The organism is Umezawaea tangerina, assembly GCF_003002815.1.
Lineage (GTDB): Bacteria > Actinomycetota > Actinomycetes > Mycobacteriales > Pseudonocardiaceae > Umezawaea > Umezawaea tangerina.
In genome coordinates, this window is sequence record NZ_PVTF01000013.1 from 1 (window position 1) to 22,967 (window position 22,967).

Genomic DNA, 22,967 nt, shown 5'->3' on the forward strand with positions numbered 1-22,967 from the left:
ACCGGGCGAACCAACGCCATCTCCTCCGGCCTCACCACCACAGAAGATCACATCACCGACACACCCCAGCACTCGACCTAACGAAGCCCTACTAGGGCGTGTGTCGAAGTCTCGTTCGATGGGAGTCGCGCCTGAGGTGGTTCCTGGCGGTGCGGCCGACTGGCCCGCATACCGCTGTTGTATGCGGGCCAGTCGGCCGTGCCCCCAGGGGCCGCGTCAGGCCCGGCTACCGCGAACACGGACTTCGACACACGCCCTAGGTGCAGGTGGAGGTGTTGAGCTTCACGGACGCGGGGGCGGCCGTGGTGCCGTTGGCGGTGAAGCCGAGTGCCACCGAGGCGCCCGCGCCGAGGGACGGGGCGTGGGAGGGGGCGGTGACGGTGACGGTGGTGCCGGACTGGGTGAACGTGCCGTTCCAGCCGCTGCCGATGGTGGTGCCCGAGGGCAGGGTGAAGGTGACCTGCCAGGGGTTGGCGGCGGTGGTGGCGCGGTTGGTGACGGTGAGCGAGCCCTGGAAGCCGCCCTGCCACGAGTTGTCCAGCTTCCACGCGGTCGTGCACGCCCCCGTGCCGCCGCCACCGGTGGTGGTCGTCGTGGTGGTGGTCGTGGGGTTGGTGCCGCCGCCGGTGGGCGGGATCAGGTAGGGCTGGAGGATGGACTGCTTGGCCTGGTTGACCGTCGTCCAGTCGTCGCCGACGATGCCGCCGGTGTCACCGGAGTTCGGGTTCCACGACCAGTAGGTGAACGACATCCCGTTGACGCCGGTCCCGGTGTAGGCCATCAGGTTCTCCAGCCACACCTTGTCGACCGGGTTGGCCAGGGTGGTGCCGAACTCGCCCATCATGATCGGCGCGATGTTCTGCTTGTAGAGGTAGCCCCAGTAGTTGTCCCAGATCGCGGGCATGTTCGCGGGGTAGTTCGGCGCGCTGAACCACGGCTGGTCGTACACCGACGTGGCGTACTCGTGCGGTGAGTACACCAGCCGGTTGGCCACGTTCAGCCGCACCGGGAACTGGCCCGCCTTGGACAGGTTGCCGCCCCACCAGCCGCAGTCCTCGTCGTTGGTCGGGTCGTTGTCCCACACGTTCGACAGCCCGCCGCTCGGGCAGCTCACGCCCTCCACGAAGATCAGCCAGTTCGGCTGCACGCCCAGGATCGCGTTGCCCGCGCGCTCGGCGGCCAGCCGCCAGTCGCGCGCGGTGTCGCCGCAGCCCCAGCACGAGCCGGTCGCGGCCGGGTTGGTGCCCTCCGCGTGCGGCTCGTTGTGCAGGTCCGCGCCGATGACCGTGGTGTTGCCCGCGTACCGCTGGGCCAGCGCCTTCCAGTCGCTGATCCAGGTGGTCTCCGGGACGCCCGCCGTGTACCAGAGCGCGGTCTGGCCCGCGCTGGTCGGCCGGTGCCGGTCCAGGATGACCCGCATCCCCTTCTGCCCGACGTAGTCGACCACCTTGTCCAGGATCTGCAACGGCGACAGCCCGACGAGGTCGGGGTTGGTGAAGTCGTTGATGCCGGTGGCCTTGGCGTCGGACTTGAGGGCGTCGTTGGAGAACGGGACGCGCAGCGTGTTGTAGCCCAGCTGGGCCATCTGGTCGAGCTGCTGCCGCCACGTCCGGCTGGCCCACAGGCCGTGGAAGGTCTTGTTGTCGGTCTCCATCCCGAACCAGTTGATGCCGGTGAGGCGGACCGTCGCGCCGGTGCTGTCGACGATCTTGCTGCCGCTCGTGTGCAGGTACCCCGTGCCGGTGCCGCCCGCGGGCGCCGCCGTCACCTGGCTCGCCGTCCCCAGGACGACCACCCCGCTCACGGCCACCGCCGCCGCCACCAGCGCGCCGAAGATCCTTCTCCGTTGCCTCATTCGCTCTCCTTTGAGGATGGTCGCAACGTTTCTGGGAGCGCTCCCAGAAAGAGAGTAGTGATGGGCCGCCTGCTGTCAAGGACGGGCGTTTCACCTGGTACGGGTGGTGGAACGGGGGCGTCGGCCATTCGGCGTGGAAATCCGGTGGCTGACGGTTGGGACCCTGTTCTACCGTCAGCGCGTGGAGTTCCCGACCCTCGGCACCGAACCGCTCCCGGTGGAGCTGGCCAACACCCTCCACGGCACCGACGACCTCATCGGCACCGCGGAGCGGGCGGGGGAGTGGTTCGCGGAGATGGGGCAGGCGCCGGTGGACGCCGGGCGCGCGCGCAAGCTGCGCGACAGCGTGCACCGGCTGTTCACCGCGGTCGTCGACGGCGTCGCGCCCGACCGCGCGGACATCACCGTCGTCAACGGCTTCGCCACCCCGACCCGCCTGGAGCTGGACTGGTCGGCCGACGGGCCGGTGTCCCGGTGGCGCGACACGACGTTGGGCGGCACGGCGGTGCTCGGCCGGATCGCCACCCGCGCCGTCGAGCTGCTGGCCGGTCCGGACGCGCTGCGGCGCTGCACGGCGCCGGGCTGCTCGATGTTCTTCGTCCGCGACCACCCGCGCAGGCGGTGGTGCACCCCGTCCTGCGGTCATCGGGACCGCCAGGCCCGCTACTACCGCCGCAAGCGCCCGGAGGTGTCCCCGTGATCACGTGGCGAAGGCTCGCCGAGACCGACTTCCCGCTGCTGCGCCGGTGGTTGCTCGAACCGCACGTCGCGCGCTGGTGGAACCACGAGACCACGCCCGAGGCCGTCGCCCGCGACTTCGGGCCCACGGCCAGGGGTGAGGAGCCCGCGGAGGACCTGCTCGTCTCGCTCGACGGCACCCCGGTCGGCCTCGTCCAGCGCTGCCGCTACGCCGACTACCCCGAGTACCTCGCCGAGCTGGCCGCGGTCCTGGAGGTCGACGCCGAGTCCGTGAGCGTCGACTACCTGATCGGCGACCCCGCCCTCGTCGGCCGCGGTCTCGGCCCGCGGGTCATCGCGGCGGTCGTCGCGGCCACCTGGGCCGACTACCCGGACGCCCCGGCCGTCGTCGTGCCCGTGTCCGCGGCGAACCGGGCGTCCTGGCGGGCGTTGGAGAAGGCCGGGCTGACCCGCGTGGCGGAGGGCGAGCTCGAACCGGACAACCCGGTCGACGACCGCGACCACGTCGTCTACCGGGTCGACCGGCCGTGACGGGTGGGGCGCACCGACGTGGTGCGCCCCACCGCGGTCGTCAGCCCCGCTGGAACTCCTCCCACGTCTGCTTCGGGGTGACGACGGGACCGTCGTCGGCGGCGTGGTTGGCCAGTCCGTTGAAGCCCAGGTAGTAGTCGCCCGACTGGTGCTGGGCCTGGGTGGACTGGTCCGGGTCGGCCAGCGCCACCGCGTGGATGTGGAACGGCCAGTCACCCTGCGAGGGGGTGCGGACCCAGGCCGCGAAGCCGACCACGCGGAGGTTGCGGGCGACGGTCGTGCGCGTCGCCGCGGTCATGCCGTCGACCGAGATGTCCAGCACGCCGCCGCCGTCGTGGGTCCCGGCCGAGGTCGGGTCGCCGCCGGGGTTGTAGGAACCCTGGCTGACGGTCAGGTTGCGGCCGAGCAGGCCCTCCGCGGCCACCAGCATGGCCTTGGTGCGGGCGTTCATCAGACCACCGTGGTAGGTGATCTTGGCGCCCGCGGTGACGACGTGGTCGACGGTGTACCGCGCGTCACCCAGCGACCGCAGCGAGGTCGGACCCGGCAGGCCCGACGCGTCGATGCCCGTGTAGTCCAGCGACCGCTGGTAGGCGGCGTAGGCGCTGATGGTGCTGGTGCCGAAGTGCCCGTCGACGAACTGGTCGTCGAGCAGTCCCTTGGCGGCCAGCGCCCTCTCCACGGCCAGCACGCTGTCCTTGCTGCCCGGCGTGAGCGCGGTGTCCGGCCTGCGCGGGTCGATCTGCGCGGCCTTCAGCACCGCCTCCATGTTGACCACGGGCAACGCGGCGGCCTCCGCCTGCGACGCCATGGACAACGACGCGGCGACCGCGGTCGCCAGCGCGATGATCTTCGTGAACAATTCCTGCCCCCATGGTGGAATCGGGTGGTTCTTGACCGCGACCAGTGAAGCGGTCGCACCCTCACACGACAAGGACACCGAAGTGGTTGTCTTCGGGCACGCATCTACCACCACGGGGGTACGGCCGAACCACCCCGCGGGGGCAAGACGCCGCCCCGGCGGCTCACTATCGTGAACGCCTTGCCCGGAACGACGACGACATCGGCGGGACCCATGCGGCGGATCGACATGACGGCCACGGCCGACGACGGGCTGGAGCTGGCGGGCACGCTCGTGCTCCCGGACGGGCCGGGACCGCACCCCGCGGTGCTGGTGCTCCAGGGCTCCGGCCGGGTGGACCGGGACTCCTCGGTGGGCCGGATCCGGCTCGGCCTCGGACCGGCGCTGGCCGAGGTGCTGGCCCGGCACGGGATCGCGTCGCTGCGCTACGACCGGCGCGGGGTCGGCGCCACGCCCGGCGACTGGCTGGCGACCGGCTTCTCCGACAACGTCGCCGACGCCGCCGCGGCGCTGCGGGCGCTCGGCGAACGGCCGGAGGTCCGCGCCGACATGACCGGCGTCGTGGGGCACAGCGAGGGCGCCGTGCACGCGATGCGGCTCGGCGCGACCACCTACGTCGCCGCGATCGTCCTGCTGGCGGGGTTCGCCCGGCCGGGCGAGGAGTCCCTGCGCTGGCAAGGGCGTCAGCTCCTCGGGAACCTGCCCCGCCCGCTGCGGGCCCCGGCCCGCCGGATAGGCCTGTGGCACCTGGCCCGGATCAAGGCGACCACGACCGACGTGGCCCGCGTCGGCGGCCGCAGGCTCAACGCCCGCTGGTACCGGGAGCTGCTGGCCCACGACCCCGGCGCCGACCTCGTCGCGGTCGACGCGCCCGTGCTCGCCGTGACCGGTGACAAGGACGTCCAGGTCGACCCGGACGACCTCGACGTCATCGCCGCGCTGGTCCCCGGCGACGTCGAGGTCCGCCGCGTCCCCGACCTGACCCACGTGCTGCGCCGCGACCCCGGCAAGCCGACCGTGCGCGCCTACGGCCGCCAGCTCAAGCGCCCGGTCGACGCCGAGCTGCTGGAGGACGTGGCCACGTGGCTGGTCGGCGAGCTGGGTGCCACGAGGACGGACGTCGACACAACCGGACACAGATCACCCTGACGATTGACGGCGCCGACGGCCGACCACCACTCTGGATCACGGATCGGCGATGAAGCCGTCACGCGCTCCCTGCACCCGTCGCGGGCGGTCGAGAGGTACCGCGGTGCCCTCCTGATCGGGGCTCTGATGAAGCGACTGCTGGCCGCCGTGCTCCTGCTGCTGGTGGGGGTGGTGCCCACCGCGTCGGCGCGGGCACCGCACCTGACCGTGGCGGGGCTGCACACCGACCACACCACCACCCCGCTCGGCATCGACGACCGGCAGCCGAGCCTGGGCTGGAAGCTCGACTCGTCGGTCGCGGGCGAGCGGCAGACGGCCTACCGGATCCTGGTGGCGAGCAGCCCGGAGCGGCTGGTGCCGGGGCAGGCCGACGTGTGGGACAGCGGCGTCGTGGCGTCGGGCGAGTCGGTGGGCATCACCTACGGCGGCCCGGCCCTGCGGTCGCGGCAGCGCTACCACTGGACCGTCCAGGCCGTCGACGCGCAGGGCACGCCGTCTCCGTGGGCGGCGCCGACCTGGTGGGAGACGGGCCTGCTGGACGCCGCCGACTGGCGCGGCGCCCGGTGGATCAGCCCGGACACCACCGGCCAGGGCTCCTGGTCGGACTTCACCGCCGACGTCGACTTCACGATCAAGCGCGGCGCCGCGAGCCTGCTGCTGCGCGCGCAGGGCCAGGACGACTTCTACCTGTGGCAGGTGAACTCCCAGGTCTCGCCGGGCAAGGTGCTGCTGCGCCCGCACCTGGCGCGCGGCGGGGCCTACAGCCACCTCGTGCCGGACGTGGACGTCAGCGCCGTGGTCACGCCGGGGACCGCCACCTCGCCGCACCACCTGCAGGTCAGGGCAGAGGGCGCCGCGTTCACCACGTGGATCGACGGCGTCCAGGTCAACACCCTCACCGACAACACCCTGACCACGGGCACGGTCGGCTTCCGGGTCGGAGACTCCAGTGAGGACGCGGTCTACGACAACCTCGCCGTGCGCGGCCTCGACGGGACGTCGCTGTTCTCCGACGACTTCGCCACCGACCCCGACCCGGCGTTCCCGCAGACCCCGGTCGCCGACGGGCAGCTGCACCCCGGCGGCGGGGTGGTGCTGCTGAGCCGCGAACCCTCCGCGCCCATGCTGCGCCAGGACTTCACCCTCACCAAGCCGGTCGCGCGGGCCCGCGCCTACGTCGACGGTCTCGGTCTCTACGAGCTGCACCTCAACGGCCACAAGGTCGGCGACCGGGTGCTGACCCCGGCCAACACCCCTTACCAGCAGCGGAGTCTGTACGCGACCTACGACGTCACCGCCGACGTGCGCGCGGGCGCGAACGCGGTGGGGATGTGGCTGGGCAACGGGTACGGCTCGCGCTTCAGCCCGTACGGCTTCCGCTGGCTGGGCCCCAAGCAGGCGATCGCGCTGGTCGAGGTCACCTACACCGACGGCACCACCCAGGCCGTCACCACCGGCGACGGCTGGACGTGGTCGAGCGGCCCGGTGATCGCCGACGACCTGTACCACGGCGAGACCTACGACGCCCGGCTGGAGCGGTCCGGGTGGGACCAGCCGGGGTGGACCGGTGGGAGCGGGGTCAGGGCGGTCGACCCGCCCACGGCCGCGCTGACCGCCGACGACCTCACGCCGATGCGGGTCGTGCGGACCCTGCGACCGGTCCAGCTCACCCAGCCGAGTCCGGGCGTCTGGGTCTACGACCTCGGTCAGAACATCGCGGGCTGGCAACAGCTCCGCGTCCAGGGACCGAGCGGCACGACGGTCCGGATGCGCACCGCGGAGGAGCTCGGCGCCGACGGGAACCTGGACACGACCACCAACCGCGCGGCCGCCTCGACCGACCGGTTCACCCTCGCGGGCACCGGGCGGGTGGAGACCTACGAGCCCCGCTTCACCTACCACGGCTTCCGCTACCTGGAGGTCACCGGTTTCCCCGGCACGCCGACCCTCGACTCCGTCAGCGGCCGGGTCGTGCACGCGGACGTGGTGTCCACCGGCACGTTCAGCTCCTCGGACCCGCTGCTGAACCGCATCTGGGAGATCAACCGCTGGGGCATCCTGAACAACTCGATGAGCCTGCCCACCGACAACCCGGTGCGCGACGAGCGGACGCCGCCGGGCATGGACGTGCAGGCCTACCACGACGCCTCGACGCGCGAGTTCGGCATGGACCGCTTCTACGCCAACTACCTGCTCGACATGCCGCCCGGCACCGCGCTGCCCAACGACGGGCCCAACAACCAGAACCCGGACATGGGCGGCGACCAGGTCCCGCTGGCCTGGACGCTCTACGAGCAGTACGGCGACAAGGCCGCGCTGGCCCGGCACTACCCGGCGATGAAGGCCTTCGTGGACACCAACGCCTCGGTGCCCGGCCACATCTGGCCCGCCAGCCGCGGTTTCGGCGACTGGTGCCCACCGGTCTACGGGGCGGGCGTCAACGACGGCCGCGGCAGCCCCGGCGTCGGGTCGTGCACGAGCGAGGTGTCCCTGGTGAACACCGCGCTGTCCTACCGGCAGGCGGTGGACGTCGGCCTCGCCGCGGACGCACTGGGCCACCCCGAGGACGCGGCGCGCTTCCGGACCCTGGCCGCCGACATCAAGTCCGCGTTCAACAGCACGTTCCTCAACGCCGCCCGCAACGGCTACGGCAGCGGGCGGCAGACCACCAGCATCCTGCCGCTGGCCTTCGGACTGGTGCCGGACAACGACGTCAAGGCCGTCGGCGACCAGCTCGTGCGCACGATCACGACCACCAACAACAGCCACCTCGACACCGGCATCTTCGGCACCCGGTTCCTGGTGGACGCCCTCGCCCGGATCGGCCGGGTGGACGTCGCGATGACCGTGCTGGGCCAGCAGACCTATCCGGGGTTCGGCTACGAGATCAGCCAGGGCGCGACGAGCCCGTGGGAGGAGTGGACGTACTTCTCCAGCATGGAGACCCACGACCACGCCATGTTCAGCGGGATCAACGCCTCGTTCTACACGGTCCTGGGCGGGATCACGCCGACCAGTGCCGGCTACGCGACCGTCTCCATCGCACCGAAGGTGCCGCCGGGCCTGGAGCACGTCTGCGCAACGCAGGACACCGTGCGCGGCGAGGTGAGGTCGTGCTGGACGCAGGCCGGGCGCACCTTCCAGCTGGAGGTCACCGTCCCGGTCGGCGCCAAGGCGACCGTGTCCGTCCCGTTGTTCGGCGCGAAGTCCGCGCGGGCGGTGCGCGGCACCGAACTGGTGGGGGTCCAGGACGGCGCGGCGACCTACTCGGTCGGCTCGGGGGACTGGAAGTTCACTGCGGCGAAACCCTAGCGCGGTGACCACGATCCTCGATGGGCATTTCCGGGCCTGGACGACGGGACTCCCCGGCAAGGGTTCGTGGCCACCGCACTAGCCGTTCGGGAGGGTCCGGTCGAGCGCCTCGTGCACCGCCTTCGCCCTCGGCGGCGGCTCCGGTCCGGAGTGGACGGTGGGGGCGGTGCGGGTGGGGAGTCCCGCCTTGTCGCCGCGGGTGTCGGACCGGGTGTCGGTGTGGTCCCACGACGAGCCGCAGGGCGAGTGCCGGACGTCCACCCCCGCCAGGTAGGACGGGTCCGCTCTGTCAGCCCGCGAGCCCGTCATGGCGTTCCTCCTGGTCGTCGTGGCAGGTCGGGTCGACCCTACGAGCGTGGCTGGGGTGGGCGGATCCCCCTGGAGTACAAGGTTCCCGTGGCTCCCGCGGGGGACCGCGGACACGCCAACGGCCACCCCGCGGGATGACGGGGTGGCCGCGGGCGGGCGGGGATCAGCTGGTCGGGAGGGGCTTGCCGAACATCGTGCAGATGGCCGCGTCGATCACCTTCTGCTCGGCGGCGCTCGCCTCGGGGGAGACCACGAGGCCGAAGTGGGTCGTGCTCAGGACGGAGATGGTGCGCCTGCCGGACTCGTCGGTGTAGTTGTCGCTGCGGTAGCCCGGCAGCGCGCCGTCGTGGCCCCAGACCGTCCCGCACGGCGAGCGGTACTCGTCCACGCCGAGGCCGTAGCTGTGGTCCGGGCCGTCGGACGGCACGGTGGTGCGCATCTCGGCCAGCAGCCGCTTCGGGAACAGCCCGCCGGACATCAGCGCCTTGTCGAACCGGGCCCAGTCGGCCGAGGTCGACACGATCGCCGCCGCCGAGCGGCCCCACGACTGGTCGATCGCGGTGGTGTCGACGTGCTCGTCGTCGGCCGGTCCGACGAAGCCCCAGTCCTCCGGCAGGCCGAGCGGCTCGGCGATGGGCCGCAGGTGCGCGGCGTCGGGCTCGTAGCCGTGGGCCAGCGGGGCCGTACCGCGCCGCGGTGCGGCACTCGTGGCCACGTAGGTGTCCCGCATCCCGAGCGGGCCCGCGACGCGCTGCTGGACCAGGTCGGCGAAGCTCCGCCCGGTGACCTTCTCCAGCACCAGACCGAGCGCGACGTAACCGGGGTTGCTGTAGGACCACTTCTCGCCCGGCGCGCCCACCGGCGGCAGGTCCGTGCCCAGCGCCAGCACCTCCTCGGCGGTCGGCTTGCTGGTGTCGTGGCCCGTCATGAGGTTCAGCGACCGGGCCGTGAACGCGGACTCGGCGATCCCGCTGGTGTGGTTCAGCAGCATCCGCAGGGTGATGTTCCCCCCGTTGGGCACGACGCCGGGCAGCCACTTCTCGACGGTGTCGTCCAGGCGCAGCCGGTGTTCCCCCACCAGCTGCAGCACCAGCGCCGCGGTGACGGTCTTCGTGTTCGAGGCCATCCGGAACGTGTCACCCGCCTTGAGCACGTGCTCGGGGGTGTTCCAGGAGCTCTGCCGGACGACGCTGACCACCGGGCCGTGACCGTTGTCCACCCGGACGACGATGCCGGGCACACCCGCCGCGAGCGCCTGCTCGGCGACGGCCTCCAACTGCCTGGTCTGCGACCGGTCCGCGGCGGACGAGGTGTCGGCGACGGCGACCAGCGGGCAGGTCGCGGCCACCGTCAACGCCAGTGCGGTGACCGCTGCCGGTCGCCGACCGGAGCGGCGGGAGGTCTTGGCGGCCATGGGTTTTCTCCTTCTCGTGGTGCCGGTGGCTGGTGCCCCGGCTCGATGGGGAGAACGTTATGAGCGGGAGGGGTGCCTGCACGTCACCCCGAGGTGAGCCGCTCTTTGGCTCACGTGGGGGATGGCGCTCGGGTGCGACGGGCGGTGGGGGAGCAGGGGGTGTCCTACGACGCGTCCGGTGTGGCGAGGCCGATGCGGTAGGCGAAGACGACGGCGTGGACGCGGTCGCGCAGGTCGAGCTTCGCCAGGATGCGCGACACGTAGGTCTTGATCGTCTCGCGGCCGAGGAACAGGGCCTCGGCGATCTCGGGGTTCGACAGACCGGCCGCGATCAGCCGCAGCACCTCGACCTCGCGGGCGGTCAGGTGCGCGAGTGCCTGTTCGAGCCGCCGGTCGGCACCGCTGTCGTCGTCGCGGATCCGGGCGCCGAAGCGGCCGATCAGGCCGCGGGTGACCTCCGGTGCCAGCAGCGCGTTGCCCGCGGCCACGGTGCGCACCCCGGCGATCATCTCCTCGGGCGGGGTGTCCTTGAGCAGGAACCCGCTGGCCCCCGCGCGCAGCGCCTCGTAGACGTACTCGTCGAGGTTGAACGTCGTCACGACCAGCACCCGCACCCGGTCGGCGACCTCCGGTCCCGCGATCCGCCTGGTGGCCTCGATGCCGTCGAGCAGGGGCATCCGGATGTCCATGATCACCACGTCCGGGAGCAGCCGCCGGGCCTGCTCGACCGCCTCCAGGCCGTTCGCCGCCTCGCCGACGATCTCGAAGTCCGGTTGGGAGGACAGGATGGTCGTATACCCCATGCGCACCAGCGCCTGGTCGTCGCACACCAGCACCCGCGTGCTCACCCGGTCTCCGATCGTCGTGGCAGCCTCGCCGAGACGACGAACCCGCCGTCCTCGGCGTGCCGCGTCGTCAGCTCGCCACCGGCCGACCGCACCCGTTCCCGCAACCCGGTCAGGCCGCGGCCCGGTGAGGACGTGGTGACGGCGTCGGCGGCACCGTCGGTCGTCACCTCCACGGCCAGCCCGTCGGGGACGGTGTTGGAGACCCGGACCACGGTCCTCCTGCCCGGCGCGTGCTTCAGCGCGTTGGTGAGCCCTTCCTGCACGACCCGGTAGGCCGCCAGTGCGACCGCGTCGTCGACCTCCCGCGCCGGGCCGTCCTCGACCAGGTCGACGGGCTGCCCGGCGAGCCGGGTCTGCTCCACCAGCTCGCCGAACGAGCCCGCGGTCGGCGCGCGCGGCGCCGGTTCGGCGTCGTGGCGGGGGCTGATCACGCCGAGCAGTTCGCGCAGGTCGCCCAGCGCGCGCCGCCCGGTCCCGCCGATCGCCGCCAACCCGGTGTCGACCTTCGTCCGGTCGTCGGCCGGGACGTACCGCATGGCGTCGGCCTGCATCACCATCGCCGTCACGTGGTGGGTCACCACGTCGTGCAGCTCGCGGGCGATGCGCTCGCGCTCCGCGCGCATGGCCGCCTCCAGGTCGAGGTGCTGGCGCCGCTGCTGCTCGACGAACCTGGTGCGCGCCCAGGCGCCCATCAGCCAGCACCCGAAGGGCAGCGCCGCGTACTCGAAGCACTCCACCAGCCGGACCGGTGCGCCCAGCGCGATGAGGGAGGCCGACAGCGCCGCGTACCCCACGACCCACGCCGCTGCCGTGACCCGCCGCGCCCGGACCTGGTGCACGCCCGCGCCGAACAGCGCCACGTACAGCGCGATCGTGGCGAACGTGGGCCGGAAGCCGAGGCACTGGTAGGCGAAGAACGCGGTGGACACGAGCAGCAGGCACCACGCGGGCGCGCGGTTGCGGACCAGCAGCGGCAGGCAGTGCGCGAGGACGAGGGCCGCGGCGAGCGGACCGAACGGGCGCTGCGGGTCGGGCCAGCCCAGCCACGTGCCCTTGTCCGCGACACCGGGGGTGAACGAGAGCACGACCACCACGACGGTGACCAGCACGTCGCGCCTGCCAGGGGGAAGAGCCCGCACCCGGTCGACCGCACGGCGTACTCCGGCCACCACCGCCCCGCGCATGATCAGGAGTATAGGGATTCCCCGACGTCACCCGTACGGCGTACTTATATAAGCAAGCTGAGATAGCGGTCTACACTCGGTCGGTGACGAGAACGCATCAGCAGATCGGCCTGTCGGTGAAACGACTCCAGGCGCGGCACCACCGGATGGCGAACGCCCGACTGGCGCCGCTGGACATCAGCCTCGTGCAGTGGGACGCGCTGAGGCACATCGCGGCGAACCCCGAGGCGAGCCTGCACGACCTGGCGCTGCTGACGTTCCAGACCGACCAGTCCTTCGGCGCCCTCGCGTCCCGGATGGTCGACCGCGGCCTCATCGAACGCGTGCCGGGACCGGGCCGGGCCATCCGGCACCGGCTCACCGCCAAGGGGGACGAGCTCCGGGTGGCGGGCGGTGCCCTGATGGACGACGTCCTCGCCGAGTCCTTCGCCCCGCTCACCCCCGAGCAGCTGCAGACCTTCGGCGAGCTGCTGGCGATCCTGCTCGAGGCAGGCCCCCAGGACTGACCGTCTTCACAGGCGGACGGGGTCGACCGTCGTGGCCTCGGGTGCGCGTCGGCGGGCGAACCCGGCGGCCGCGGCGGTGACCAGGGCGAAGCCCGCGAGCACCCACGGCACGGCCGCGGCGCCGGTCGCGTCGGTGGCCACGCCGATCAGCGGCGACCCGACGATCGGCCCCGCCAGCCCGGCGGCGAACACCGCCGTGGCCCCGCGTCCGCTCGGCACGGCCATCGCGTGCCAGCCCACCACGGCCGGGAACACCGGCGCGATGACGAGCCCGGCGACCGCGTAGGCGGCGACGGCGTACGGGGTCAGCGCGGCGACCGCGACCGCCGCCGCGCCCAGTGCCAGCGACACGACCACCAGCCGGCCGGGGTGCCAGCGCAGGGCCAGCGGTGCCCCGAGCACCCGACCGGCGGTCAGGCCGAACCAGAACAACGCCACGGCGTCGACCGCCGCCCCCGCCGACAGCTCCGTCGTGCCCCGCAGGTGCGTCGTCTCCCACCCCGCGATCCCGCCTTCGAGCGCCACGTACCCCAGCACGATCGCCGCCAGCAGCACCACCACCCGCAGCTCGGCCCTGCTCGCCACCCCGCTCGGCGCCGGCAGCACCAACGGCATCCGCAACCCGGCCGCCAGCACCGCGAACACCACCGCGACCGCCGCCGCGACCAGGTAGGGCAGCGCCAGGTTCCCCGGCGCCCGCCCGATCACCAGCGGCAGCACCACCGCGCTCACCCCGAACGCCGCGCTGACCAACGACAGCACCGCCCCGCCCCGCCTTCCGAACCCGTTCGCCACGACCAGGTTCGCCACCAGGTCCACCGCCCCGAACCCGATCCCGGCCACGAACAGCGCCCCCGCCGCCAACACCCCGTCCGCCGCCACCGGCACCAGTCCGCACCCCACCGCCAACGCCCCGGCCCCACCCACCAGCCCCGCCCGCCCGGTCACCCGCCTCCGCAGGACCCCCGCGACCACCACCCCCACCGCCGACCCCGCCGAGAACACCGCCACCAGCAACGACACCCCGGTCGCCCCCAGCCCGTGCCGCTCCTGCAACGCGGGCAACGACGGCCCCAACGAGCTCGTCGCCGCCCCCAACGCCAGGAACCCCACCGCAGCGGTGATCGCGAGGTAGGCGGGCGACGATCGGCTAAACTCGGCAGAAAAGCGCATGGGACGAAGTCAAACCGGCAGAACTCGGCACAGTCAAGCACGTACCAGCACCGGAGGGTCTTGTGAAGTCTTTCGCGGAGGAACGCCAGAACCGCGTCCTGGCCGAGCTGCGCGACCACGGCCGGGTCGAGGTCACCGAGCTGGCCGCCCAGCTCTCCGTCTCCGAGGACACCGTCCGCCGCGACCTCAAGCGCCTGGCCGAAGCCGGCTACCTGCAGAAGACCCACGGCGGCGCCGTCGCCCTCGACGCCGCCCACCTGCCCTGGTCCACCCGCGCCGACGTCCGGACCGCCGCCAAGTCCGCCATCGGCAAGACCGCGGCCTCCCTCATCACCCCTGGTCAGTCCCTCTTCCTGGACGCGGGCTCCACCGTCCTCTCAGTCGCCCGACAGCTCACCGCCCGCCCCCTCACCATCATGACCAACTCCCTCGACATCGCCGCCCTCTTCACCGCCGACGACACCATCACCCTCAGCCTCACCGGCGGCGACTGGAACCCCGACTCCCGCCACCTCACCGGCCCCACCGCCCTCCACACCATCACCACCCGCCGCGCCGACTGGGCAGTCCTCGGCGCCTGCGCCACCCACCCCCAAGCGGGCATCACCTCCACCACCCCACAGGACGCCCAACTCAAAACCCAGATGTCCCACTCCGCCCTGCGCACCATGGTCGTCGCCGACCGCACCAAGCAGAACACCATCGCCCCCCACCTGGTCCTGTCTCCAACAGAGGTCGACGTCCTGGTCACCGACGACGAACACGCAGCCACCCAATGGCAGGAGATCGGCGTAGAAGTCCTGCTGACCGCCACCGCAAACTGACCAACATCAGCAACGCCGCAAGTGAACACAACCAGCCAGCGAAGCTGGAACCAGCGCGCAACCCACCCAACGACCCTGGCACCAACACACAGGTCGCCCAACAACGCTGGAGCAAAGACAACCGCCCCAACCCAGCTGGAGCAAAAGACAAAGCGCCCCAACCCAGCTGGAAGCGAGCGGTGCTCGTCCGCTCGTGCGGTCGGCTTGACTTGGGGATTTTGGGCTTAAAATAGGTCGGCGGGCAGGCTCTACCACCTGCCCTTTTTCGCCCGACGAAGCCCAAAAAAGGGGCCCCAAGTCAAGCCGACCGCACCCGGGTCCGCTGTAGCGATCCCCCCCCGGAGAACCACCGCAGCGACACCCCCGTAGAACCACCCCAACCAAACCCGGCACCGACCAACCGCCCCCTAAACCACCCCCACCGCCCCACCCGCCAACACCGCATGAACCCCCCAAGTCACATTCGCCACCTGCGTGATCCTCAAATCCACCACCGAACTGGCCAACGCCAACGCCTCCCCCTTCCCCACCCCGTACAGCTCCTGCATCCACCCCAGCATCGCGTCCAGCGCGTCCGCCATCGCGATGTCCAGGTCCGGGTCGAACCCGAACGTCACCCGCCCTCCCGGCGTCTCCGCGTGGATCCCCGGCACCGGCACGTCCGACACCAGGTCGACCACGACCTCCGTCGTCATTGGACACTCGATCGCGGTCCCCGACACCTCGCCGTCCCCTTGCGCCGCATGGCCGTCCCCGAGGTGCAGCAACGCTCCCGGCACCGTCACCGGCAGGTACAGCGTCGACCCGGCCACCAGTTCCCGGCAGTCCATGTTGCCGCCGCCGACCGTCCGGGGCGGGATCGTCGAGTGCCGGCCCGCCTCGGCGGGCGGCACCCCCATCACCCCGAGGAACGGGGCGATCCGCACCGTGTGCCCCAACTGGTTGGTGGCCGTCCCCGCGTCCGCGTCGATGTCCCACAGCAGCCAGGTCGCGGGCTCGTCAGCCAACCCCAGCCGCCGGGTCAGCGCGTTGTCCTTGGCGCCCGCGTTCGTCCACCCCCAGTCGTCCGGTCGCACGGACACCACCCGGATCGCCAGCACCTGCCCCGGTCGCGCGCCGCGCACCGCGATCGGCCCCGTCAGGCAGTGGCCGCGTCGTTCTTCGAACATCCTCGGCCGCGCCTCGCCCGGTGTCCGCTGCCGTTCGAGCCTGCCGCCCGCGTCGAGCGACCGGACGACCACGGTGTCGCCGGGGTCGATGGTCAGCGCGGGCGGGGTGTCGCGGTCGAACACGTCGATCGCGGTTCCGGGTCCGGGCTCCAGCACGTGGCGGCTCACACCGACTCCTCTTCCTCGTGGCTCCTGCCAGCCAACCACGCGGAGATCGCCTCCGCCGTGGTGGCGCTGTGCTCCTCCAGCACGGTGTAATGATCACCGGGGACGTCGCCGGGGCGCAGGTGCAGGGTCGGTACCGAGGGTTCCGCGGTCCAGTCGAGGAAGAGCCGCGCGTAGGCGCCCATCGCGGCCAGCCGGGTTTCGTCCAGGCGCAGGGCTCCGCGCGCGGCGAGCTCCTGCAGCCAGTCGTCGTCGGTGACGGGGTGGGTGTCCACCAGCACCAGCGCGGCGGGCCGGACCTCCCGCGCGACCGCCTGGGCGACGAGCCCGCCGGTCGACCGTCCCAACAGGACGTACGGCCGGTCGAACCGGCGCAGGGCCTCGACGTGCGAGCGGACCAGGGTGTCGAGGCTGTCGGGCACCGGGCCGCCGTCGTGGCCGGGGTGGGGGAGCACCCACGTGCCGGGCAGGGAACGGGCCAGCGCGGCGTACTCGCCCGGTGGCGACGGGAACGAGGGGAAGCAGACGACGGCAGGACCGTCACCGTCGCTGAGCCGCCGCGGTTCCTGCGGGCGGACGTCGTCGAACGCGGGCAGCGCCCACGACGCGGCGACCACCATCCGCATGGCGTCGCCGGGCCTGCCCGCCTCGCAGACCTTGCGGTACAGCGAGGCGAGCGTGCCGGTGGGCGCGGGTGCCAGGTGGTCGGCGAGCGCGCGGGGCGTGGGGTGCTCGAACACCGCGGTCGCCGTGATCCGCACGCCCGTGGCCCGTTCCAGCCGGTTGCGCAGCTCGACGGCGGTCAGCGAGTCGAACCCGAGGTCGCCGAGCGCCGCGTCCGCCGCGACCTCGTCGTGCCCCAGCACCGCCGCGATCTCCGCGCGCACCAGGTCGAGCGAGAGCGGCCGCCGCTCGACCGGTCCGCGCCGCGCGACCTCGGGCTCGCGCGGTGCGAACGGGAGGGGCGCGAGCACGGGTTCACCGGTGCCCAGCGCGGCGTCGAGCAGCGCGATCCCGTCCTCCGGCGTCAGGGCGCGCGGTCCCCGGTCCGCGGTGCCCGACGCCATGCCGGTGGTCCACGGGCCCCAGGCCAGCGACAGCGCCGGGAGGCCGCGGGCGTGCCGGAACCGGGCCAGCTCGTCGAGGTAGCTGTTGGCCGCCGCGTAGTTGGCCTGCCCGGCGTGGCCGAGCAGCCCGGCCGCCGAGGAGAACAGCACGAACGCGTCGAGGTCGAGGTGCTCGGTCAGCTCGTGCAGGTGCCAGGCCGCGTCGGCCTTGGGGCGCAGCACCGCCGAGACCCGTTCCGGCGTCATCGACGTGAGCACGCCGTCGTCCAGCACCCCCGCCGTGTGCACGACCGCCTTGAGGTCGGGGATCGAGGCGACCAGCGCGGCCAGCGCGTCGCGGTCGGTCACGTCGCACGGGGTCTCGCCACCGCGGCTGGCGAACACGACCTCGACGCCCTGCCCGCGCAGGTGCTCGGCCACCACACCGCCGAGCGCCCCGCCCCCGGTGATCAGCACCGGGCCGCGCCAGACGTGCTCGCCGCCCCCGACGGGGGCCAGCCGCGGCTTGGCCGCGGTCCCGCCCGCCAGCCGCAGCCGCGGTTCGCCGGTCGCGACCGCGGCGGCCAGCAGCGAGGTGTCGCCGTCGGTCTCGACGAGGGTGAACCGGCCGGGGTGCTCCTCCTGCGCGGCCCGCACCAGCCCGCCGACCGCGGCACCGGTGAGGTCGCCGGTCCTGGTCACGACGGTCAGGTGCGCGCGGTCGCGGGTGAGCTCGCCCAGCACCTCGTGCACCGTCCTGTGCAGCGGACCCGGTCCGACCTCCAGCACGTCACCCGGATCGGTCCCGGCGCCGAGGGTGACCTCCTGCCAGTCCGGGCGCAGCAGCGTGCCGCGCCGCACTGCCATGGGCCGGGTGGTGAGCGATTCGACGTGCGCGACCGGGTTGCCGTCCTGGTCGGTCACGGCGACGCGGCCCCCGCTGATGCGCACCCGCAGCGCGGTGGCGCCGGTGGAGGGCAGGTGCACCCCTCGCCAGGAGAACGGGACCCCGTCGCCGAGCAGGCTCGCGGGGCGCAGCGCGGCGTCGAACAGGGCCGGGTGCAACCGGAACGCCCTCGCGTCGGGGAGGTCCGCGCCGACCTCGGCGAACAGCTCGTCGCCGCGCCGCCACGCCCGCAGCAGGCCCTGGAACGCGGGCCCGTGCCCGCCGTGGTCGACGGGCACCTCCTCGGCGTCCGGCGGCCACGGCCCGAGGTCGAACTCCGGCGCGGGCCGCGAGCTCAGCGTGCCGCTCGCGTGCACCACGCCGTTGGCGTGCACCTCGAACGGGCGCAGCCCGTCCACGGCCGGGCGCACCACGACCTGGACGCGGCCGACGTCGGGCAGCGGCATCGGGGCGTGCAGCAGCAGCTCCTCGACCGTGCCGCACCCGACCTCCTCCCCGGCGTGCACCACCAGCTCGACCACGGCGGTCGCGGGCACCAGCGGGACGCCGTCGACCACGTGGTCGCGCAGCCAGGACGCGCTGAGGTTCGCCGTGCAGACGACCTCGCCTGACCCGGGCACGCGCACCACGGACCCGACGAGCGGGTGCCCGGTCGGCGTGGACAGCCAGAACCTCCGACGCTGGAACGGGTGCGTCCCGCGGATCCGGTCGGCCGCGTGCTCCGGGTCCACTGTGGACACGACCCCGTCGACCAGCGCGGACAGCGTCGTCCCCGGCCCGATCTCGACCAGCACCGCGCCGCGGACCCGGTCGACGTTGGCGCCGAAGCGGACGGTGTCGCGGACGTGCCGCACCCAGTAGTCGGGGTCCTGCGGCTCGGCGCCGATGATCGGGATCCTCGGCGCGTGCAGGGTCACCCCGCGCACGACCTCGGCGAACGGGGCGAGCACCGGGTCCACCAGCGGCGAGTGGAACGCGTGGCCGACCCGCAGCCGCGTGGTCTTCGCGAACCCCGAGGCGATGGCCTCGACCTCGGCCTCCGGACCGGACACGACCAGCGAGCGCGGGCCGTTGACGGCGGCGATCGCGGTGTTCGCGGTCAGCCGCACCTCGTCCTCGCGCGCCTCGATCGCGACCATCGCCCCGCCCTCGGGCAGGTCGCGCATCAGCCGCCCCCGCGCGGTGACGAGCTTCGCGGCGTCGGGCAGCGACAGCACCCCGGCGACGCAGGCGGCGGAGAGCTCGCCGAGGGAGTGGCCGACCAGCGCGTCCGGGAAGTAGCCCCACGACTCCAGCAGCCGGAACAGGGCGACCTCGTGGGCGAACAGCGCGGCCTGCGCGAAGTCCGTCCGGTGCACCAGCGGCGTGTCGATCGCCGCGCGCAGCTCCGGGTCCAGGTGCGCGCACACCTCGTCGAACGCCCGCGCGAACACCGGGTACCGGGCGGCGAGGTCACGGCCCATGCCGACCGCCTGCGCCCCCTGCCCGGCGAACAGGAACGCCAGCCGCACCTCCTGGTGGCCCTCCAGGACCACGTGGGCGTTGGTGCCGCCGATGCCGAACGAGGACACCGCCGACCGGCGCGGTCTGCCCAGGTCGGGCCACGCCGTGGGCTCGGTCGCCAGCCGGACGGCGCCGCCGGACCAGTCGACCCGCGAGGTCGGCCGCGTGGCGTCCAGGGTCGCGGGCACGGATCCGTGGCGCATGGCCATGACCATGCTGATCACGCCCGCGACCCCGGCGGCGGCCTGGGTGTGCCCGAGGGTGGACTTCACCGACCCGACCAGCAGGGGAGTGGCGCGGTCCCCGCCGTAGGCGGCGATCAGCGCCTCGGCCTCGATCGGGTCGCCCAGCGGGGTGCCGGTGCCGTGCGCCTCGACGACGTCCACTTCGGACGGTGCCAGGCCCGCGTCCGCCAGCGCCCGCGCGATCACGTCCTGCTGCGCCCGACCGCTGGGCGCCGTCAGGCCGTTGGAGGCGCCGTCCTGGTTGACCGCGGACCCCTTCAGCAGGGCCAGGATCGGGTGCCGGTTGCGCACGGCGTCGGCCACCCGCTCCAGCACCAGCACCGCGACGCCCTCCGACCACGCGGTGCCGTCGGCGTCCTCGGAGAACGGCTTCACCCGGCCGTCCGGGGCGAGCGCCCGCTGCCTGCTGAAGCTGACGAACGGGCCGGGCGAGGCCATCACCGTGGAGCCGCCCGCCAAGGCCAGGTCGCACTCCCCGGCGCGCAGCGCCTGCGCGGCCAGGTGCGCCGACACCAGCGAGGACGAGCAGGCCGTGTCCACGGTCAGCGCGGGACCGTGCAGGCCGAGCGCGTAGGAGATCCGCCCGGACGCCACGCTGCCCGCCGACCCGAGCGGGAGCTGCCCCTCGAACTCGTGCGGCTGGTGGGCGAAACGGCCGGCGTAGTCGTGGTACATGACCCCGACGAACACGCCGGTGTTGCTGCCCCGCAACGACTTCGGGTCGATCCCGGCCCTCTCCACCGCCTCCCACGACGTCTCCAGCAGCAACCGCTGCTGGGGGTCGATCGCGAGCGCCTCGCGCGGGGAGATGTGGAAGAACTCCGGGTCGAACCCGGCCGGGTCGTCGAGGAACCCGCCCCTGGTCGTGTAGCTCGTGCCGGGGTGGTCGGGGTCGGGGTGGTGCAGCTCGGAGAGGTCCCACCCCCGGTCGGCCGGGAAGTCCGCGACCACGTCCTCCCGCGCGGTGACGACCCGCCAGAGGTCCTCGGGGCTGGTGATCCCGCCGGGGTAGCGGCAGCCGATGCCGACGATCGCGACCGGGTCGGTCGCGGTGGTCGCGGGCGCGCTCCGCCGGACCGCCCCGCCGTGCACGTGGTCGGCGACGGCCCTGGGCGTCGGGAAGTCGAACACCAGCGACCGCGGCAGGTCGACGCCGAGCACGTCCTGGAGCCGGTCGCGCAGCCGCACCGCGCCCATCGAGTCCAGGCCCAGCTCGGTGAACGTCCGGTCGGGCCCCGCCTCCCGGCCGCCGAGCACCGCGGCCTCGCGCAGGACCACGTCGAGGGTGAGCCGGGCGGGCAGCCGGTGCCGGGCGATCTTGCCCGACGGCGTGCGCGGCACCTCGGAGACGCGGTGGACCCGTTCGGGCGCCTTGTAGTGCGGCAGCTCCCGGCGGCAGAACGCCAGCAGGTCGTCGGCGTCCACGTCGCCGACCACGTAGGCCACCGGGACCTCGCCGAGCAGGTCGTCCGGCTCGCCCGCGACCGCCGCGTCCCGGACACCGGGGAACCGCAGCACCACCTGCTCCACCTCGACCGGGTGGACGTTCTCGCCGCCGCGGATCACCAGCTCCTTGAGCCGCCCGGTGACCGCGAAGCGCCCGTCCTCCTCGCGGCCGAGGTCGCCCGTGCGCCACCAGCCGCCGGTGTCCGGCGTCCGCACGTGGATCTCGCCGTCGACCAGGCGGACCTCCTTGCCCGGCACCGGGACCCCGTCCAGCGTGATCATGCCGATGGTCTCGGTGCTGCCGTACCCGTCGCGCAGGTCCCGGCCGAACCTCGACCGGAACGCCTCCCGCAGGTCGGCGGGCAGCGGGGCGCCGCCGGACAGGCACGTCGCGGGCATGGCCGCGTCGGCGTCCAGGAGTCGCCGGTAGATCGTGGGCACCCCGGCGAGCAGCGTGAAGTCGCCCGCCCGCAGCAGCTCCGCGGCGCGGTCCACGTCGAAGGAGTCCATGATGTGCGCGCTCGCGCCGAGCGCGGTGACGGCCAGCACGCACAGCGAGTGCCCGAAGACGTGGAACAGCGGCAGCGGCCACAGCACGCGGTCGTCGGCGGAGAGACCCAGCAGTCCCGTGTACGCCCCGGAGATCGTGCGCAGCCACGCGGCCTGCGTCGACACCACGGCCTTCGGCTCGCCGGTGGTGCCGGAGGTGAACAGCAGCCACGCCGGGTCGTCGAGGCCCAGGTCGTCACGGGGCGGCACGTCGGTGGGCCGGGTCAGCTCGTCGACGGTGAGCACGCGCACCGAGGCCACCCGCCGGACCTGCTCCAGGTGCGCCCGGTCGGTCACGACCGCGGTCGCGCCACTGCGCCCGAGCAGGTCGGCGAGGTCGGCGTCGGTGCACCGCGGGTCGAGCGGCACGCCCACCGCGCCCGCCCGCGTGACGCCCAGCGTCGCCTCGACCACGGGCACGCCGTTGGCCAGCAGCAACGCGACCCGTTCACCCCTGGCCACGCCCAGGTTCCCGGCGACGCGCGCCGTGGCGTCGGCCAGCTCGGCGTAGGTGGTGGACCGGCGGGCGTCGGCGAAGGCGGTCTTGCCGCCGGACGTCGCCGCGTGGTGGCGCAGGAGTGCGGGCAGCGACTGCGTTCCCAGTGACATGGAGACCTCGATGCGGGTGCGGTGGGGCCGACCATGATCGATCCGCCCCCTGCGTCCTTTGGTACCAAAGGGACGCGCACCCGGTGGGCCCGAAAACCCGTGGCGCGGTGGCCAATCCTCGCCGCTCTAGCCCGCGCCCCCGCGCGTCCGGGGCTTGGCCGAGCGCGGTGGCGCGGCGCGCAGGTGGTCGCGGACGCGGGTCAGCACGGCGCCCAGGGTGTTGAGGTCGCGGCGGGACAGGGGGTCCAGGAGCATCTGGCGGACGACGTCGACGTGGCCGGGGAGGACCGCGGCCACCTTCGCGCGGCCCTCGTCGGTGATCGTGACGGTGGTGCTGCGCTCGTCGTCCGAGGACGGCCTCCGGGTGATCAGCCCCGCCTTGTCCAGCAGTCCGGCCTGGTAGGTCAGCCCGCTGCGGCTGTACACCACCCCGTCGGCCAGGTCGGTCATCCGCGCGCTGCCGCCGGGGGTGTCCGCGAGCCGCGCGAGGATCGAGAACTGCACCCAGCTCAGGTCGCCGGACGCGCGCAGCTGCTGCTCCACGGCGTGCTGGACGAGGCTGCTCACCTCCATCAGCGCGAAGTAGGCGCCGAGCTGCTCGGCGTCGAGGGGTGGTGCGTCATCCGTCACAGCTCCATCCTACTTGCTTCGAATTCGGAGCG

16 protein-coding genes are annotated in these 22,967 nt (G+C 73.2%); 6 read left to right on the top strand and 10 right to left on the bottom strand.

Annotated features, from left to right (window positions below; translation table 11 throughout):
• Window positions 1–256: 256 nt before the first annotated feature.
• On the bottom strand, window positions 257–1,855 hold the full coding sequence (locus CLV43_RS35640) for a cellulase family glycosylhydrolase (RefSeq protein WP_106193069.1): 1,599 nt from the start codon (window positions 1,853–1,855) through the stop codon (window positions 257–259).
• Between the two features lie 181 nt (window positions 1,856–2,036).
• Here CLV43_RS35640 and CLV43_RS35645 point away from each other — a divergent pair, with 181 nt between their 5' ends.
• Entirely contained in the window at window positions 2,037–2,555 is a 519-nt protein-coding gene (locus CLV43_RS35645; protein ID WP_211304711.1) for a CGNR zinc finger domain-containing protein, read from the top strand.
• Window positions 2,552–3,085, top strand: a complete 534-nt coding sequence (locus CLV43_RS35650; RefSeq protein ID WP_106193072.1) for a GNAT family N-acetyltransferase — start codon at window positions 2,552–2,554, stop codon at window positions 3,083–3,085. The genes CLV43_RS35645 and CLV43_RS35650 overlap by 4 nt, the downstream gene beginning before the upstream one ends.
• 40 nt (window positions 3,086–3,125) lie before the next feature.
• On the opposite strand, the gene CLV43_RS35655 is transcribed toward CLV43_RS35650, so the two are convergent.
• Window positions 3,126–3,947, bottom strand: coding sequence for a peptidoglycan-binding domain-containing protein (locus CLV43_RS35655; protein WP_425445791.1), 822 nt, complete (start codon window positions 3,945–3,947; stop codon window positions 3,126–3,128).
• Between the two features lie 180 nt (window positions 3,948–4,127).
• On the opposite strand from CLV43_RS35655, the gene CLV43_RS35660 reads away from it, so the two are divergent.
• Window positions 4,128–5,096 (top strand): alpha/beta hydrolase, encoded by a 969-nt coding sequence (locus tag CLV43_RS35660; RefSeq protein WP_245887213.1) that lies wholly within the window; start codon window positions 4,128–4,130, stop codon window positions 5,094–5,096.
• Between the two features lie 126 nt (window positions 5,097–5,222).
• Entirely contained in the window at window positions 5,223–8,408 is a 3,186-nt protein-coding gene (locus tag CLV43_RS35665) for an alpha-L-rhamnosidase (RefSeq protein WP_106193075.1), read from the top strand.
• A 78-nt stretch (window positions 8,409–8,486) separates the two neighbouring features.
• Here the strand turns inward: CLV43_RS35665 and CLV43_RS35670 are convergent, their stop codons facing one another.
• From CLV43_RS35670 to CLV43_RS35685, 4 genes are all read right to left on the bottom strand, one after another.
• Window positions 8,487–8,717 (bottom strand): hypothetical protein, encoded by a 231-nt coding sequence (locus tag CLV43_RS35670; protein WP_106193077.1) that lies wholly within the window; start codon window positions 8,715–8,717, stop codon window positions 8,487–8,489.
• 163 nt (window positions 8,718–8,880) lie between these two features.
• Complete coding sequence (locus CLV43_RS35675) at window positions 8,881–10,131, bottom strand: serine hydrolase domain-containing protein (RefSeq protein ID WP_106193078.1); 1,251 nt, start codon at window positions 10,129–10,131, stop codon at window positions 8,881–8,883.
• A 164-nt stretch (window positions 10,132–10,295) separates the two neighbouring features.
• Entirely contained in the window at window positions 10,296–10,979 is a 684-nt protein-coding gene (locus tag CLV43_RS35680; protein WP_106193080.1) for a response regulator transcription factor, read from the bottom strand.
• Window positions 10,976–12,163, bottom strand: coding sequence for a sensor histidine kinase (locus CLV43_RS35685; RefSeq protein WP_106193082.1), 1,188 nt, complete (start codon window positions 12,161–12,163; stop codon window positions 10,976–10,978). The genes CLV43_RS35680 and CLV43_RS35685 overlap by 4 nt, the downstream gene beginning before the upstream one ends.
• 83 nt (window positions 12,164–12,246) lie before the next feature.
• Here CLV43_RS35685 and CLV43_RS35690 point away from each other — a divergent pair, with 83 nt between their 5' ends.
• Window positions 12,247–12,669 carry a MarR family winged helix-turn-helix transcriptional regulator gene (locus CLV43_RS35690; protein WP_342749841.1) on the top strand — a complete coding sequence of 141 codons (423 nt, stop codon included), beginning with the start codon at window positions 12,247–12,249 and terminating at the stop codon, window positions 12,667–12,669.
• Window positions 12,670–12,675: 6 nt separating this feature from the next.
• On the opposite strand, the gene CLV43_RS35695 is transcribed toward CLV43_RS35690, so the two are convergent.
• Window positions 12,676–13,842 (bottom strand): MFS transporter, encoded by a 1,167-nt coding sequence (locus CLV43_RS35695; RefSeq protein ID WP_146175030.1) that lies wholly within the window; start codon window positions 13,840–13,842, stop codon window positions 12,676–12,678.
• Window positions 13,843–13,904: 62 nt separating this feature from the next.
• Here CLV43_RS35695 and CLV43_RS35700 point away from each other — a divergent pair, with 62 nt between their 5' ends.
• Window positions 13,905–14,666, top strand: coding sequence for a DeoR/GlpR family DNA-binding transcription regulator (locus CLV43_RS35700; RefSeq protein ID WP_106193087.1), 762 nt, complete (start codon window positions 13,905–13,907; stop codon window positions 14,664–14,666).
• A 407-nt stretch (window positions 14,667–15,073) separates the two neighbouring features.
• Here the strand turns inward: CLV43_RS35700 and CLV43_RS50200 are convergent, their stop codons facing one another.
• The 3 genes from CLV43_RS50200 to CLV43_RS35715 all read right to left on the bottom strand — a co-directional run bounded on the left by CLV43_RS50200 (window position 15,074) and on the right by CLV43_RS35715 (window position 22,935).
• Entirely contained in the window at window positions 15,074–16,003 is a 930-nt protein-coding gene (locus CLV43_RS50200; protein WP_106193088.1) for an acetamidase/formamidase family protein, read from the bottom strand.
• Window positions 16,000–22,305: a type I polyketide synthase gene (locus tag CLV43_RS35710; protein ID WP_106193090.1), complete on the bottom strand. Its 6,306-nt coding sequence runs from the start codon at window positions 22,303–22,305 to the stop codon at window positions 16,000–16,002. The genes CLV43_RS50200 and CLV43_RS35710 overlap by 4 nt, the downstream gene beginning before the upstream one ends.
• 126 nt (window positions 22,306–22,431) lie before the next feature.
• Window positions 22,432–22,935 carry a MarR family winged helix-turn-helix transcriptional regulator gene (locus CLV43_RS35715; protein WP_106193091.1) on the bottom strand — a complete coding sequence of 168 codons (504 nt, stop codon included), beginning with the start codon at window positions 22,933–22,935 and terminating at the stop codon, window positions 22,432–22,434.
• Window positions 22,936–22,967: the final 32 nt, after the last annotated feature.